Source organism: Micromonospora zamorensis (assembly GCF_900090275.1).
GTDB lineage: Bacteria > Actinomycetota > Actinomycetes > Mycobacteriales > Micromonosporaceae > Micromonospora > Micromonospora zamorensis.
On record NZ_LT607755.1, the window covers coordinates 5623026 to 5637336 of the forward strand.

13 protein-coding genes are annotated in these 14311 nt (G+C 71.8%); 1 reads left to right on the forward strand and 12 read right to left on the reverse strand.

Features of this window, described 5'->3' with window-relative positions; translation table 11 throughout:
• Positions 1-48 precede the first annotated feature (48 nt).
• The 6 genes from GA0070619_RS25045 to GA0070619_RS25070 form a co-directional block, all read right to left on the reverse strand.
• Complete coding sequence (locus GA0070619_RS25045) at positions 49-1611, reverse strand: fused MFS/spermidine synthase (RefSeq protein WP_088950303.1); 1563 nt, start codon at positions 1609-1611, stop codon at positions 49-51.
• Between the two features lie 36 nt (positions 1612-1647).
• Positions 1648-2652: a coiled-coil domain-containing protein gene (locus GA0070619_RS25050; protein ID WP_088950304.1), complete on the reverse strand. Its 1005-nt coding sequence runs from the start codon at positions 2650-2652 to the stop codon at positions 1648-1650.
• A 248-nt stretch (positions 2653-2900) separates the two neighbouring features.
• Entirely contained in the window at positions 2901-3710 is an 810-nt protein-coding gene (locus tag GA0070619_RS25055) for an inositol monophosphatase family protein (RefSeq protein WP_088950305.1), read from the reverse strand.
• A complete protein-coding gene (locus tag GA0070619_RS25060) occupies positions 3703-4155 on the reverse strand; it encodes a response regulator (protein ID WP_088950306.1) in 453 nt (150 codons plus the stop codon). The genes GA0070619_RS25055 and GA0070619_RS25060 overlap by 8 nt, the downstream gene beginning before the upstream one ends.
• On the reverse strand, positions 4152-5885 hold the full coding sequence (locus tag GA0070619_RS25065; RefSeq protein ID WP_088950307.1) for a sensor histidine kinase: 1734 nt from the start codon (positions 5883-5885) through the stop codon (positions 4152-4154). Before GA0070619_RS25065 ends, GA0070619_RS25060 begins: the two co-directional genes overlap by 4 nt.
• Positions 5882-7081: a PP2C family protein-serine/threonine phosphatase gene (locus GA0070619_RS25070; RefSeq protein WP_088950308.1), complete on the reverse strand. Its 1200-nt coding sequence runs from the start codon at positions 7079-7081 to the stop codon at positions 5882-5884. Before GA0070619_RS25070 ends, GA0070619_RS25065 begins: the two co-directional genes overlap by 4 nt.
• 290 nt (positions 7082-7371) lie before the next feature.
• On the opposite strand from GA0070619_RS25070, the gene GA0070619_RS25075 reads away from it, so the two are divergent.
• Entirely contained in the window at positions 7372-9792 is a 2421-nt protein-coding gene (locus GA0070619_RS25075) for a M28 family peptidase (protein ID WP_414855614.1), read from the forward strand.
• Between the two features lie 52 nt (positions 9793-9844).
• On the opposite strand, the gene GA0070619_RS25080 is transcribed toward GA0070619_RS25075, so the two are convergent.
• The 6 genes from GA0070619_RS25080 to GA0070619_RS25105 all read right to left on the reverse strand — a co-directional run bounded on the left by GA0070619_RS25080 (position 9845) and on the right by GA0070619_RS25105 (position 14311).
• Positions 9845-10786, reverse strand: coding sequence for a threonine/serine dehydratase (locus tag GA0070619_RS25080; protein ID WP_088950310.1), 942 nt, complete (start codon positions 10784-10786; stop codon positions 9845-9847).
• 104 nt (positions 10787-10890) lie between these two features.
• The gene (locus GA0070619_RS25085) at positions 10891-11907 is read right to left on the reverse strand and encodes a hypothetical protein (RefSeq protein WP_088952035.1); all 1017 of its coding nucleotides are present in this window, start codon (positions 11905-11907) and stop codon (positions 10891-10893) included.
• A 143-nt stretch (positions 11908-12050) separates the two neighbouring features.
• The gene (locus GA0070619_RS25090) at positions 12051-12548 is read right to left on the reverse strand and encodes a GNAT family N-acetyltransferase (protein ID WP_088950311.1); all 498 of its coding nucleotides are present in this window, start codon (positions 12546-12548) and stop codon (positions 12051-12053) included.
• Between the two features lie 119 nt (positions 12549-12667).
• A complete protein-coding gene (locus tag GA0070619_RS25095) occupies positions 12668-12922 on the reverse strand; it encodes a Smr/MutS family protein (protein ID WP_007465523.1) in 255 nt (84 codons plus the stop codon).
• Between the two features lie 138 nt (positions 12923-13060).
• Entirely contained in the window at positions 13061-13429 is a 369-nt protein-coding gene (locus GA0070619_RS25100) for a tetratricopeptide repeat protein (protein WP_088950312.1), read from the reverse strand.
• A 111-nt stretch (positions 13430-13540) separates the two neighbouring features.
• On the reverse strand, positions 13541-14311 hold the full coding sequence (locus tag GA0070619_RS25105) for an ROK family protein (RefSeq protein WP_088950313.1): 771 nt from the start codon (positions 14309-14311) through the stop codon (positions 13541-13543).

Consider the following 14311-nt stretch of genomic DNA (forward strand, 5'->3'; position numbering starts at 1 on the left):
AACCGACCTACACCCGGAGGATCGGAATCGGTCAGGATTGTCACTCGTTCAGGCGGTCGCCAGCAGTTGGTCCACCGGGGCGTAGTCGTCGGTCAACACCATCGCCCCACCGACGAAATCCGTCAGCTCCGCGCCGGACAGCAGGCTGACCTTGGGGTCCACCTCGCTCAGTCGGGTGCGGACGGCGTCCAGCGGCAGCGGCGCGTCGGAGCCGACGATGAGGAAGTTGGAACCCTGCTCCTCGGCGAGCGCCTCCGGCGGCGCGATCAACGCGACGTGCCGGAACTCGGCCGCCACGGTGGCCAGCTCGGCACGGATGAACCGCAGCGGCGGGTAGTCGATGACGTTCTGCACGTATACGCCGCCGGGGCGGGTGACCCGCCGGACCTCGGCGGCCATCTCCCGGGTGGCCAGGTGCCAGGGCACCACCAGGTGACCGAACGCGTCACCGACCACCAGGTCGCGGCTGTCCGTCGGCTCGCCGACGACGAGCATGCGGGCGTCGCCCACCACCGTCCGCAGCTGCGGCCCCGGGCGTACGCCCAGCTCCCGCTCGCCCAGCTCGACCAGCCCGCCGTCGATCTCGAACACGACGTTCTCGGTGCCCGGCCGGGTCGCGGTCAGGTAGGTCGGCACGGTGAACCCGCCGCCGCCCAGGTGCAGCGCGTCCAGCCGCTGACCGGCCGGCGCGGCGACGTCGGCGACCGCGCCGATCCACTTCGTGTACGCGTACTCCAGGTGTTTCGGGTCGGCGAGGTCCACGTACGAGTGGTGGGCCGAGTTGAGCAGCAGCGTCCGTCCGGTGGGCCGGTCCGGGTCGGCGGTGACCCGGGCGCAGTGGTACGCCGTCTCGATGTCGCACGGGTTGGGCGCCACGGTGGTCAGCCCTGCCCCGACCAGGCCGAGCACGGCCAGCGCGGCCCGGGTCCGGGCCGGACCGGGCAGCTCGGTGGGCTCCTGCCGGCGCAGGTACCAGCCGAGGCCGAGGCCGACCAGCCCGAGCGCGACCGCGAGGGTCAGCAGGATGACGGTGCTGCGCAGCGCGGCGACCAGCACGAAGCCGGTGAGCAGGGTCGCCGTGATGCCGCCCAGCGTGCCGATCCCGGAGAGTCGACCGACCACCTGGCCGGTGCGGCGCAGGTCGGCGAGCTGGAGCTTCACGACCAGCGGGGTGACGGCCGCCAGCAAGGCGGCCGGCACGAACACGGCCAGCGCCACCAGCAGCAGGATCGCGCTGGCCGCGCCGCCCCGCAGCACCTCACCGGCGTACCGGACGACGGGCAGGGTGATGGCGGTGGCGATGCCGGCCAGCACCAGCGCCGGTGCCAGCAGGCCACGCGGGTTGCGCCGGTCCGCCAGCCAACCACCGGACCACGCCCCGTACGCGATCGCGGCCAACGCGATGCCGATCACCGAGCTGGTCACCTGGAGGGTCACCCCGACGTAGGGGCCGACCAGGCGCAACGCGACGGTTTCCAGCACCAGCACGGCGCCGCTGGAGAAGAAGACCAGGAAGGCGGCCAGGCCGTTGGGCAGCGCCCGGCCGGTGACCGCAACGGGCGGGGCCGAGGACGCCGGCGGGGCCGCTACGTCGGACGGTGGGGTGCTCATCGTCGCGATGGTACGCAGCGAAGCTGGTGCTCCGGGTCAGTACATCGAGAGATGAACATGGTTCGTGTGGGATGCGGCGGGGCTGCCGCTGCCGCTGTACGAACGCCACCCCGTGCCGGGGTGCCAGATCTGCCTGTACCAGATCACGTAGAGCACGCCGAGACGGTCGGCGTTTCGCACGTGCCAGGCGGCGAGGCTGTCGCCGTACGCCTTGTCGCCACCGGTCGCGTTGCGATCCTCGAAGCCGTTCGTGGCGGCCGCGAAGTCGCAGGCACGCCCCTTCGGGTGCTCGCCGCCGCCGCCCTCACGCTTACAGGAGACGTGCCGCTTGTAGCCGGCCGCCTGGGTCTGCTTGAGCGCGTTCAGGGTGCGCGGGGTGATGCAGCCGGAGGTGGTCGGGTCCTTCACCGAGCACGACTCCGACGGCCAGGACCCGTCCGAGTTGCGCGGGGCCGGCTTCGCCGAGGTGGAACTGCCGCCGCTGAACCCGTTGCTGCTGCCCGAGCTGACCTCGGCGAGCGCCGCCTCGGCCTCCTTCTTCTTCTTCGCCATCACGGCGAGCTGTTTCTGCTGCTCACGGACCTCGGCGTCGATGGCGATCTTGGCCTGCTGCGCCTGCTCCCGAGTCTCGACGAGGTCACGCAGCCGCTTGCTGTCGCGCTGGGCCATCATGTCGAGGTCGCTGACGCGTTCCAGGAACGCCTGGGGCGTGCTGGTGTTGAGCAGCATGGTCGCCGGGGTGAGCCGGCCGACCCGGTACGACTGGGCGGCCACCTCGCCGACCTGGGCGCTCAACCCGACCAGTCGACCCTCGACCGCCGCCAACTCACCGGTCAGCGCCGTCTGGCGACGCTTGGAGTTGTCCAGTTTGGCCTTCGCCTCGATGTGCCCCTTGGCGGTCAGCTCCAACGCGTCCTGCAGCTTCTTGCTGCCCCCCTCGCCGGGCTCCGCGTACGCGGGCACGGCGGCACCGCCGAGCACGAGCGCGACGGCGGCGAGCAGAGCGAACAGAGTGCGGCGACCGAGCCGCGGGCGGAGCATGGTCCTGGGCACGAAAGCGTCCTTCCGTCGACCGCCGGCCCCCGGTGAACCACTGCGCGGCGGCGTCCCCGCCGGCGCCGGTCGGCGGCCTGCTGGCGGAGACCGCCGGTCACGATACCGGACTGTGGGCTGCTGACCATCCCCCTGACCTCCGGGCCGCCCAGATGTTGACAGAGCGTGCCAGCGCCATCGCGCAGAGCGTCCAGAAGCCTCGCGCAGAGCGTCCAGGAGCCCGCGCAGTGCCCGGATCAGGGGCTGAGTAGGGCGTCGCGTACCTCGTTCCAGATCTGCTCGTTGGCCGCGACGAGCAGCCCGCGGCCGTCGTCGGAGGGGTGGTAGTCGGCGCCGTCGAACCTGCGGGCGACGCCACCGGCCGCGCGGACCAGCAGGGTGCCCGGGGCGTGGTCCCACGGCAGGGTGCGCCAGAAGAGGACGAACTGCTGCTCACCGGTGAGGATGTCCAGGTATTCGCGGCCGGCGCAGTGCTGGCCGGGCAGCAGCTCACCGAGGTGTCGACCGCCGGCGCGGACCCGGTCCCGGATCTCCGGCGGCAGGAACTTGGTCATCGCCGCGCCCCGCAGATCGCCGAGCGGCGGCAGCGAGGCGGTGGTGTCGACCGGTCGGCCGTTGAGCAGGGTGCCGTCGTCCGCCGAGCCCACGGCGAGGGTGTCGGCGAGCGGGTCGAGGATCCAGCCGGCGTTCGGCCGCCCGTCGGTCAGCAGAGACACCATCAGGGCGAACGGCCGGCGACCAGCGGCGAAGTTGGCGGTGCCGTCGACCGGGTCGACCAACCAGACGTCCCCACCGTCGCCCAGGTGGCGCAGGAGCGCCGGGTCGTCGGCGACGCCCTCCTCGCCGACCACCATCGAGCCCGGACGCAGTCGACGCAACCCCGCCGACAGCAGCTCCTCGGCCCGCTGGTCGGCGACGGTGACCACCTCACCGTGCGCCTTCTCCGAAACGTCCGCGTCGTCGAGCTTGCGGAACAGTGGCAGCACGACCTGGTCGGCGGCCTCCCGGAGCAGGTCGCCAACGTCGTCGAGCAGGGTGTCAGCCACGCGGCGGCAACTTGACCACGCTGACGAAGAACTCGTCGATCTGGCGGACCACCGAGATGAAGCGCTCGAAGTCCACCGGCTTGGTCACGTAGGCGTTGGCGTGCAGCTGGTAGCTGCGCAGGATGTCCTCGTCGGCTTGCGAGGTGGTGAGCACCACGACCGGGATCCGGCGCAGTTCCTCGTCCTTCTTGATCTCTTCCAGCACCTCCCGGCCGTCGCGGCGGGGCAGGTTGAGGTCGAGCAGGATCAGGTCGGGGGCCACCGCGTCGGCGTACTGGCCCTCCCGCCGCAGGTAGGCGAGCGCCTCGGCGCCGTCGGAGACGACGGTCAGCCGATTACGCAGCTTGTGCTCCTCGAACGCCTCCTGGGTCATCAACACGTCACCCGGGTCGTCCTCCACGAGCAGGACCTCGATCGGGCTCTTGCCATCCGCCGGCGCGGTCATCCCACCGTCTCCCTCATGTCACCCGTTCTACCGCTTTCCGGCGCCCCGTCGGCCCGGTCCGGCTGGTCCGACCCTCCGGACTGCTCCGCCGAGTCTGCCGGATCCTCGTTCGAGGCCGTCGTGTCGCCCGCCGCCAGGGCCGGCGGCGCCTCGGCCGAGTCGACAGCGGCAGCCGCCTGCACGTCCGCCGGGAGCGCCGGCAGGGTGAAGCGGATCGCGGTGCCCTCCGGTACGTCGGTGTCCACCCACACCCGGCCACCGTGGTATTCGACGATCTTCTTGACGATGGCCAGCCCGATCCCGGTGCCCGGGTACGCGTCCTTCGAGTGCAGCCGCTGGAAGATCACGAAGATCTTGTCGGCGAACTCCGGCTCGATCCCGATGCCGTTGTCCTGACAGGTGATCTCCCACTCGGCGCCCACCAACCGGGCCGAGATGTGCACCTTGGGCGCGACGTCCGCGCGCCGGAACTTGATCGAGTTGCTGACCAGGTTGGCCAGCAGGTTGGTGAGCAGGGGTTCCTCACCCGAGATCACCGGCATGTCCGTCCAGGTCAGCTCGGCGTCGGCGTACTGCCGCGCGGCCTCGGTCTGGCCGGCCACGTCGCCCATCACCTTGTTGAGGTCGACCTCGACGAAACCGGTGGTGAGCCGGCCGATCCGGGAGAACGCGAGCAGGTCGTTGATCAGGCGCTGCATGCGTTGCGCGCCGTCCACCGCGAAGGCGATGTACTGGTCGGCCCGCTCGTCGAGCTGCCCGGCATAGCGGCGCTGGAGCAACTGGCAGAAGCTGGCCACCTTGCGCAGCGGCTCCTGGAGGTCGTGCGAGGCCACGTACGCGAACTGCTCCAGGTCACGGTTGGACCGGGTCAGCTCCTCGGCCTGCTTCTGGAGCTGGCTGTTGACCCACTCGATGCGCTCGCGGGCAGCCCGCACCTCGGCCAGGTCGGCGGCGATCTTCTGACGCATCGCGTCCACGTCCTCGCCGAGCTGGATGAACTCCGGCGGGCCGACGGTGGCGATGCGGTGCTGGTAGTCGCCCTCGGCGACCTCGCGGACCTGGATGGCCAGGGCGGTCAGTGGCCGGACCACCATCCGGTCCAGCGAGAGCAGCAGGACCGCACCGGCCACGACCACCACCAGGGCGGCGACGATCAGCAGGACGACCAGCACGTTGCTGCTGGTGCGTACGTTCCTGGCGGTCTGTTCCCGGGCGGCCAGGACCTCCTCCTGGAGGTCGTTGACCGCCGTGCGCACGTCGTCGAACTGCTGCCGTGCCTGCTCGGTGACCAGTGCCTGGCCCGCGCTGGTGCCGCTGCGCTCGGTGGTGGTGATCACCGGCTCGGCGACCGACTGCCGCCACTGTGCGATGCGGTCCTCGACGGTCCGCAGCTCCTGGCTGATCTGCGGATAGTTGTCGAGCAGCCCTCGCATCGAGGCGGTGACGCTCTTCTCCTGGGCGAGCCCTTCCCGATAGGGGATCAGGTCGTCCTGGTCGGCGCTGACCGCGTAGCCGCGGATCGCCGTCTCCTGGTCGAGCAACGCGTTGAGCAGCTCCTGGGACTGCACCCGCAACGGGCCGGTCTCGTTCAGGACGGCGTCGATCTGGGTGCGGTTGCGGGCGGCCATCGCCGCCTCCGCGCCGGCCAGGGCGATCAACAGGAAGCCCACGACGGTGAGCAGGCTGATGACCCGGCGGCGCAGACTCCAGCCGCCGACCACCGGCTTCACCGGCCACCACCCCGGCTGACCAGCAGCATGGCCACGTCGTCGGCGAGCGCGCCACCGTTGAGCCGCTCGGCCCGGCCGACCAGCCAGGCCGGCAGCTCGGGCAGCGACACCGACCGGTTGGCCGGCTCGTCGAGCAGCCCGGTCAGCCCCGGCACGTCGAGGCGTTCGTTGCCCGCTCCCACCCGCCCCTCGATGAGGCCGTCGGTGTACATCAGCAGGGACCAGTCATCGGTGTCGAACTCCAGGTCGTAGGCGATCGGCCGGCGGGGTCGTACGCCCAGCAGTCGGCCGCCGGGCGCGGGCACCGGGGCGACCCGGCCGCCGGAGAGCAGCAGCGGCGGCGGGTGCCCGGCGAGTCGGACAGTGGCCCGGTTGGCATCCAGGTCCAGTCGGGTGGTGGCCACCGTCGCGAAGATCTCCTGGAGGCGGCGCTCACTCATCAGGACCTGCTCCAGTGCGGGCAGCACCTCGTCGTCCGGCACTCCGGCGAGCACCAGGGCCCGCCAGGCCACCCGCAACTCGACGCCGAGCGCGGCCTCGTCCACCCCGTGCCCGCAGACGTCACCGACGATCAGGTCGATGCGGTCCGGGCGGGTCTGCACCACGTCGAAGAAGTCCCCGCCGATCAACGCGGCGTGCCGGCCGGGCCGGTAGAAGGTGTGCACCGCCACCTGGTCGGTCGTCATCAGCGGCTGGGGCAGCAGGCCGCGTTCGAGTCGCGCCGACTCGGCCTGACGCAACTCGACCTCGCGCAGCCGTCGGGCGTTCTCGTCGGCGCGCTTACGCTCAACGGCGTAGCGCAGCGCCCGGGTCAGCAGCACACCGTCGACCTGACCCTTGACCAGGTAGTCCTGTGCGCCCTCGGCGACCGCCACGACGCCCAGGTGCTCATCCGAGCGGCCGGTCAGCACGCAGACCGCGGCGCCGCTGGACATCTCCAGCACCTGGCGCAGCCCGTCCAACCCCTGCGCGTCGGGTAGGCCCAGGTCGAGCAGGACGCAGTCGACGTCGACGATCCGCTGTCGCGCCTCCCGGAGGCTGGTGGCGACCGTCAGATCGATCATCGAGTTCGTCTCGGCGAGCAGCTCGCCGACCAGGAAGGCGTCGCCCTCGTCGTCCTCCACCAGCAGCACCCGCAACCGCTCGCCAGGTGGCAGGTTGGCATGCCGCGCCAGACCACCGTGCGGGTACGGCACTACTGGGGAACCGGTCAGACCGGCTCCCCGGGTCGGCCGGGTCACCGCCGCGAGGCGCGGGAGTTCGCTGGTGATGTCGGGCTCCTTCCGAGTGCCCTGCTGATCCTGTATTAGACAACGGTCGCACACAACACGATGGCTCCGGCGCGGGCGGGGGCGGTGCGGATCACTGCCCGTCGGATGACAAACCGGGCGGGCGGTCGATGGGGGGCCTACCGGCCGTCCCATCGGTGACCGCTGACGGGCAGGATGGTGCCACCCCAGGCCCCACCACCCCCCGAGGAGTTCCCGTGGGCGCACCCACCACCCCGGCCACGACGGGCACGCCGGCCCGTCCGGCTCCAGGCGTACCCCCTGCCGACCGGGCCCTGACGCGACCTCGCCGGCGGCTCCTGGCCGCCGCTGCGGCTCTGGTCGCGCTGGCCGCCGTCGGCGCCGGCAGCCTGCTCGACCTGCGCACCCCGACGCCGAAGCCGGCGGATGCGCCGGCGGGTGAGTTCAGCGCCAGCCGGGCGTACGAGGACGTCCAGGTGATCGCCGCCCGGACGCACGTCGCCGGCAGCCCGGCCAACGACCAGGTCCGCGCGCACCTTGAGCAGCAGTTGCGCGGCCTGGGCCTGGAAACCGAGGTGCAGGACACTGTGGCACCGGAGGCCGGCCAGCTCAGCGGGGCGGCGGGCGGGGCGACAGTGGCCCGCGTACGCAACGTAGTGGCCCGGCTGCCCGGCACCGACTCGACCGGTCGGGTCTTCCTGGCCGCCCACTACGACTCGGTGCAGACCGGGCCGGGTGGCAACGACGACGCCGCCGGCACGTCGGCCATCCTGGAGGTGGCCCGCGCGCTGACCACCGGCCCTCGGCCGCGCAACGACATCGTCTTCGTGCTCACCGACGCCGAGGAGGCGTGTCTGTGCGGCGCGGCGGCGTTCGCGACCAGTCACCCGCTGGCCGCCGACGGCGGGGTGGTGCTCAACCTGGAGGCGCGGGGCTCCACCGGGCCGGTGATCATGTTCGAGACGTCCCGCAACAACGCGAAACTGGTGGACATCTTCGGCCGGGCCGCACCGCACCCGGTCGGCACCTCGTTCGCGGTGGAGATCTACCGGGCGCTGCCCAACGACACCGACTTCACCGCTTTCCTGGACCAGAAGTTCATCGGGCTCAACTCGGCGTACATCGACGGTGGCGCGATCTACCACACACCGTTGGACACGCCGGAGGCCATGGACCGGGGCAGCCTCCAGCAGCACGGGGACAACGCGCTGGGCCTGGCCCGGGAGTTCGGCTCGACCGACCTGACCGAGCTGCGCTCCGGGCACGACGCGACCTACTTCCCGGTCCCCGGCGGCCTCGTCCGCTACCCGGGCACGCTCACCCTGCCGCTGGCCCTGCTCGCGGTGGCCGCGGTCGCCGCACTGGGCTGGCTGACCCGTCGGCAGGGCCGGGCCAGCGTCGGCCGGCTCGCCGCCGGCTTCGGGCTGGCCCTGGTGCCGATCGTGGTCGCGCCGGTCGCCGCCCAACTGCTCTGGCTGGCGATCACCGCGATCCGACCGGGGTACGCGGAGCTGCTCGACCCGTACCGGCCGATCTGGTACCGCCTGGCCGTCGTGGCGCTCGCCGCCGCCATCCTGTTCGCCTGGTACGCGCTGACCCGCCGCCGGATCGGCCCGGCCGCACTCGCGGTCGGCGGGCTGGCCTGGCTGGCGCTGCTCGGAGTGCTGCTCGCCGTGGCGGTGCCCGGCGGGGCGTACCTCACCACAGTGCCGGCGCTGGCCGGCGCCCTCGGTGGGCTGGTCGCGCTGCGTACCCGGCAGACCGGGCCGTGGCCGGTGGTGGCCGTGACCGCCGCCGCGGCCGTTGGTGTGGTCATCCTGCTGCCCACCGTGGTGCTGCTCTTCCCCGCGCTGGGGATGGGCATGGGCGGGGTTGCCGCGCTGGTCGCGGTGCTGCTCGGTCTGACCGCCCTGCCGGTGGTCGACCTGCTGCACCCGCAGGCCGGCGGCCAGCGCGGCCTGCTGGCACTGCGGGCCCGACGGCTCGGCGTGCTGCCGGCCGCCGCCACGGCCGTGGCGGCGGTGGTGCTCGCCGGGGTCGGGCTGGGCGTCGACCGCTTCGACGCCGACCATCCCGCGCCCACCCACCTGATGTACGCGATGGACGCCGGCACCGGCCAGGCCCGCTGGCTCAGCCACGAGAGTGACCCGCAGTCGTGGACGGACGGCTACGTGGACGGGACGGCCGACGTCGGCGACGACTTCCCCGGGCTCGGCGACGGTGAGCTGCGGGCCGGACCGGCACAGCCGGCGAACCTGCCGGCCCCGAAGCTGGACGTGCTCGCCGACAACGCCTTCCGCGACGAGCGCACGCTGCGGTTGCGACTCACCCCGCAGCGGGCGGTCCGGGTCGCCACCCTGCACGTCGAGACGGTCACCGCCAAGGTGCTGCGGGCCGAGGTGGCAGGCCGCGTGGTGCCCGTGCAGCAGGGTGGCCGCCGGTGGGGCTTCGGACTGGTCTTCCATGCTCCGCCACCGGAAGGTGTCGAGATCACGCTCACGCTCCAGCGTTCCGCAGGACCGGTGCCGATCCGGGTCATGGACGCCAGTGACGGGTTGGACGCGCTGCCCGGCTTCCGCGCCCGGCCGCCGGCCGTCGGCGTCGTCGGGTCGCACAGCTCCGAGATGCTGGCGGTCGCCCGCACCTATCCGATCTGACCCGAAGCGGCCCGGCGGAGTTCCTCCTCCGCCGGGCCGCCGCTCTTCGGCGTCAGTGCGGCGCGGCCGGGCCCAGGTCGCTGGGGTCGGTGTTGCCGCCGCAGACGATCACTGCCACCCGCTCCCCCGCCTGCGGCACATACGCGCCGCCGACCAGCGCGGCCAGCGCGGTGGCGCCACCGAACTCGGCGGCGACCCTCAGCTCCGACCAGAGCAGCCGACGCGCCCGCACCAGATCCTCGTCGCTGACCAGCACGGACACCACGCCGGTCCGGCGGGCGGTGTCGAACGCGATGTCACCGATCCGGCGGGCGCCCAGCGAGTCCGTGGCGATACCGCCCACCTCGATGTCGACCGGCCCATCCGCCTTCAGCGCGGAGTGCAGGGTGGGGATCTGCTCGGGCTCGACGGCGACGACACGTACCGCCCCGTCGAACCAACTGGCGATGCCGGACACCAACCCGCCGCCGCCGACCGCCACCAGCACGGTGTCGATCCCGTTCACCTGCCGTTCCAGCTCGCGGCCGACGGTGCCCTGACCGGCCACCACCTCCGGCTGGTCGTACGCGTGCACGACCAACGCGCCGGTCTCGTCGGCCCGCTGGGTGCTCGCGGCCAACGCCTCGGCGTAGTGCTGGCCCACCTGCCGCACCTGGGCGCCCAGCCCGGCCAACCGCTGCACCTTCACCGGCGAGGAGGTCACCGGCACGAACACCTCCGCCGGCACGCCCAGCGACCGGGCCGCGTACGCGACCGCGAGGCCATGGTTTCCGCCCGAAGCGGCGATCACCCCCGTCGGCGGCAGCGGCCCCTGGAGCATCCGGTTGAACGCGCCGCGCGGCTTGAACGAGCCGGTGTGCTGGTGCAACTCCAACTTGAGGCTGAGCTGCCCGGACACGCCCAGGTCAGCACCGTCGACAGCGATGACCGGGGTTTCCCGCACCCGCCCCTGCACCAACGCGGCCGCCGCCTCGACGTCGCTTCTGTTCACCATGGGAAACGCCCCTCACTACGACCGTCGTCGGTGAGCCATCCTATGGAGCTTCGCCGGCCATCCTTCGCCGATGCCCTCTGCGACAGTGGCGAGGTCCGCCCACGTCAGCGCGGTGGATGGTCACCGCGGTCGGCGGCGCGCCGCAGCCGGCGGTGTTCGGCGGTCACCACCCCCAGCAGGGCCAGGTCGAGCGCGACCACGGCAACCGCACCGAACTGGTTGACAGTGAAGTTGAAAACCTGCCCGAACAGCAGGTTGACCAGCAGCGCGAGCTTGAAGAACCGGAACGCCTCGGGCCGGTTCGGGCGCAGCAGCCACGCCGCCCGCAGGCTGAGCACCGCCGTGACCAGCGCAGTGGCGGTGACACCGACCACCGCACCCCACTCGCGCTCCTGGTCCAGCTCTCCGGTCACACCGTCCAGCAGCACCGCCACCATGATCAGCACCGGCTCCACGACCAGATAGGCCACCACCAGCCAGACCAGCCAGCGCTGCCTGGTCGCCCAGACGGCGAGATGCCGGAATCGGTCCGCCGCGCGCTGCCAGAACCGGACCGGGGACGGTTCCCGCCGAGGCACCGTGTCCAGCAACTGCTCCATGGCCGCCTCGGTGGCCGGCCCGGCGCCCCGCACGAGACGCCGTACGTCCGCCCGGCGCCGGTCGGTCAGCCCGGCGGGCAGACCGCTGAGCACCATGTCCAGCGCGTTGGCGGTGCGCTCGGCCGAGGTCAGCCGGGACCGGCCGGTACGTCCGCGTACCGCCTGGGTGAGCAGGACGAGCAGGGCGAACGCGACGTAGATGATGGCGGCGGCCGGGGCGTAGAAGTAGTCGGTGCCGGTGGTGACGAACTTGCCCACCTCGTCGATGAACAGCCCGAACCCGACGCCGCCGACCACCGCCCCAGCGGTACGCGGCCATTCGCCGAGGAAGACCAGCGGGATCCCCAGGCCGACCGCGAGCAGCAGGCCGCCCCAGAGCACGTGCGCGATGTGCAGCCCACCGCCGCCGAGCTGCGGATAGTTGGTGGCCTCCAGGTACGCCCGCAAGGCCAGCACGGTGACCACGCCGGAGAGCACGAACGCCTGGAGGTGGGACGCCGCCTCAACCGCACGGGTCGGCAGCCTGCGGGCCAGCCACCCAAATCCGGGGCGGCGGCGCGCCGGTCCACTTGACGTGCCCCGAAACCTGGTAGCCACGCGGATCCCTGCCCTCGTCACTGCTCGTCGCCGTCATCATCTCGCTCGAATGACCGAGACCGCAGTCGCTAATCCACTCTCTTACCGAGGGAAAGACCGGCGTCGGTGTAGCCGTGCCGGCTGTAGAAACGCACGGCATCGACGTTGCGGTGGTGGATGCCGGCCGACACATACGTGATCCCCCGGCCGCTTGCCCACCGCTCGGCCGCCGTCAGCAACGCTGATCCGACGCCAAGTCCTCTGGCATCGGGCAGCACAACCGTGTGCACCTGGGCCGACGGCTCGGGACGCAGGATCTGATGCTCGGGCGGATCGGAATGCCGCAGCACCTCGACCATCCCGACGACCTGGCCGTCACGAGCCTCAGCAACGAGGACGCCATCTTGTCCGGCCTCGTCGGTCAGCATCGCGGTGAAGTGGCGCACTACCGCGTCACGTTGCGGAACGCGGTAAATGGCGGCGTCGAGAGCAAGGTGCGCTTGAGCGTTGGAGAGGCGCAACTCCACCAGCGAAGCAACGTCCGCCAAGCGCGCCGGCCGAACCGTCAGCGGTGACTCCTGCATCATCCCGATCCTAGGACCGACGCGGCCATTCAGGCATCCCAGCCATGATCACCAGGACCCGAAGCTAGATTGATTCTTACTTCGGAGCGGTCTATCTAAAGCACAGGCCGCTAATGCCGTCGCTACTTCCAGCGGAAGTGCACGAAGAGCCTGCCGAAGTTCTTCGAGTCCTTCTCCACGCGGTGGTAGAGCTGCTTGACGTCCTTCTGGTCGAGGAACCGCAGCACGCGCTTCTTGAGCTGACCGGACCCTTTGCCGGGGATGATCTCGACGAGGGTGGCCTTCTTCGCCACCGCCTCGTCCATGATCCCGCGCAGCGCGCGGTCGATGTCCTGGCCCTTGTTGAAGATCTCGTGCAGGTCCAGCTTGAGCTTCATGCCGCAGTCCCCGGCCGGTCAGGTCCCATGTCCGCCATCCTAGGGCCCGTTTCACGAGGACCGGCCGGCCCGCGGCGGGCCCGGAACGGCGAAGGGGCGGCCCCGGAGGACCGCCCCTGCCATGTCACCGTTCCACGCTCAGCGTGCGCTGCCCACCCGGGTCTCCACCCGCTCCAGCGCGATCCGGTAGTCGTCGTTGGTCGCGTACATCGCCGCGGCGATCCGCAGGTGCCGCAGCGCGTCGTTGTGCCGGTTCAGCCGCTCCAGCGTCCGACCGAGCACGTGGTGCGAGTAGTGGTCGCTCGGGTCCCGGTCGACCAGCTCCCGCAGGTGCTCCTCGGCGCGGTTGAGCTGCGCCGACTGGAAGTACGCCCGGGCCAGCAACTGCCGTACGGCCGTGTTGCCGGGTTCGGCGTCGATGATCGGCTCCAGCAGTCGGGCCGCTCCGCTCGGGTCACCGGTTTCGAAGAACATGGTCGCCCGCCGGTAGTCCGCCAGAAGATCCATCTGCCCACCCCCTCGGGTCGCACCGTCACCTGTTCCGACGCTGGCACAACACCGGGCGTTTGGCGACTGTTCCCGGCAGTCGCGATCGGGTCAGTTGCGGCACCGACAAGGTCAGGTGCGGGCGTCCCGGCGGCCGACGGACAGCTCCCACGCACGGACACCGCCGACGATCCCGGCCGTGTTCGGCACCACCACCACGTCGTCGCCCATCCGGGCCAGCTGCTCGGGTCGGATCAGCCGGGAGTTGCCCCCGCCCAGGTAGAGCCGGTCCCAGCGGAACACCGGGCGGAGCCCGTCGACCACCTGCCGGATTCGGCGAGACCAGAAGGCGTCGCCGAGCCGCCGACGTTCCGGCTCACCCACGTACGTGTCGTAGGTGGTGCCCCACCGCACCGGCGCGTGCGACAGCTCCAGGTGCGGTGCGAGCACCCCGCCGTCGAAGAGCGCGCTGCCCAGCCCGGTGCCCAGGGTCAGCACCAGCTCGCAGCCGGTGCCGGCGACCACCCCGGCGCCGTGCACCTCGGCGTCGTTGAGCACCAGCGCCGGCACCCCGAACGCGTCGGCCAGCGCGCCCCGCGCGTCCCAGCCGGACCACTCGGCGAGCAGATCCGGGTCGACGCGACTGCGGGGGCCGCTGCGGGTCACGTAGTGCGGCGTGGCGACCACCACCCCGTGCCGGATCATTCCGGGTACGCCGACGGTCAGGCGGTCCGCCGTTGGCAGGCGCCCGCCCAGATCGAGCAGGGTCCGGACGAAGAGCTCAGGCGGCAACGGGTACGGCGTGGGCACCCGCAACGGCCGGGCCCGCATCGTTCCCGCCTCGTCGAGCACGGAGGCCTTGATGCCTCCGCCGCCGCAGTCGATCGCGAGTGTGGTCACCAC

What these genes read in the sequence shown, in the direction of transcription:
- GA0070619_RS25045 (WP_088950303.1), bottom strand. Translation starts at nt 1,611, where the DNA reads ATGAGCACCCCACCGTCCGACGTAGCGGCCCCGCCGGCGTCCTCGGCC.
- GA0070619_RS25050 (WP_088950304.1), bottom strand. Translation starts at nt 2,652, where the DNA reads ATGCTCCGCCCGCGGCTCGGTCGCCGCACTCTGTTCGCTCTGCTCGCC.
- GA0070619_RS25060 (WP_088950306.1), bottom strand. Translation starts at nt 4,155, where the DNA reads ATGACCGCGCCGGCGGATGGCAAGAGCCCGATCGAGGTCCTGCTCGTG.
- GA0070619_RS25080 (WP_088950310.1), bottom strand. Translation starts at nt 10,786, where the DNA reads ATGGTGAACAGAAGCGACGTCGAGGCGGCGGCCGCGTTGGTGCAGGGG.
- GA0070619_RS25090 (WP_088950311.1), bottom strand. Translation starts at nt 12,548, where the DNA reads ATGATGCAGGAGTCACCGCTGACGGTTCGGCCGGCGCGCTTGGCGGAC.
- GA0070619_RS25095 (WP_007465523.1), bottom strand. Translation starts at nt 12,922, where the DNA reads ATGAAGCTCAAGCTGGACCTGCACGAGATCTTCAACAAGGGCCAGGAC.
- GA0070619_RS25100 (WP_088950312.1), bottom strand. Translation starts at nt 13,429, where the DNA reads ATGGATCTTCTGGCGGACTACCGGCGGGCGACCATGTTCTTCGAAACC.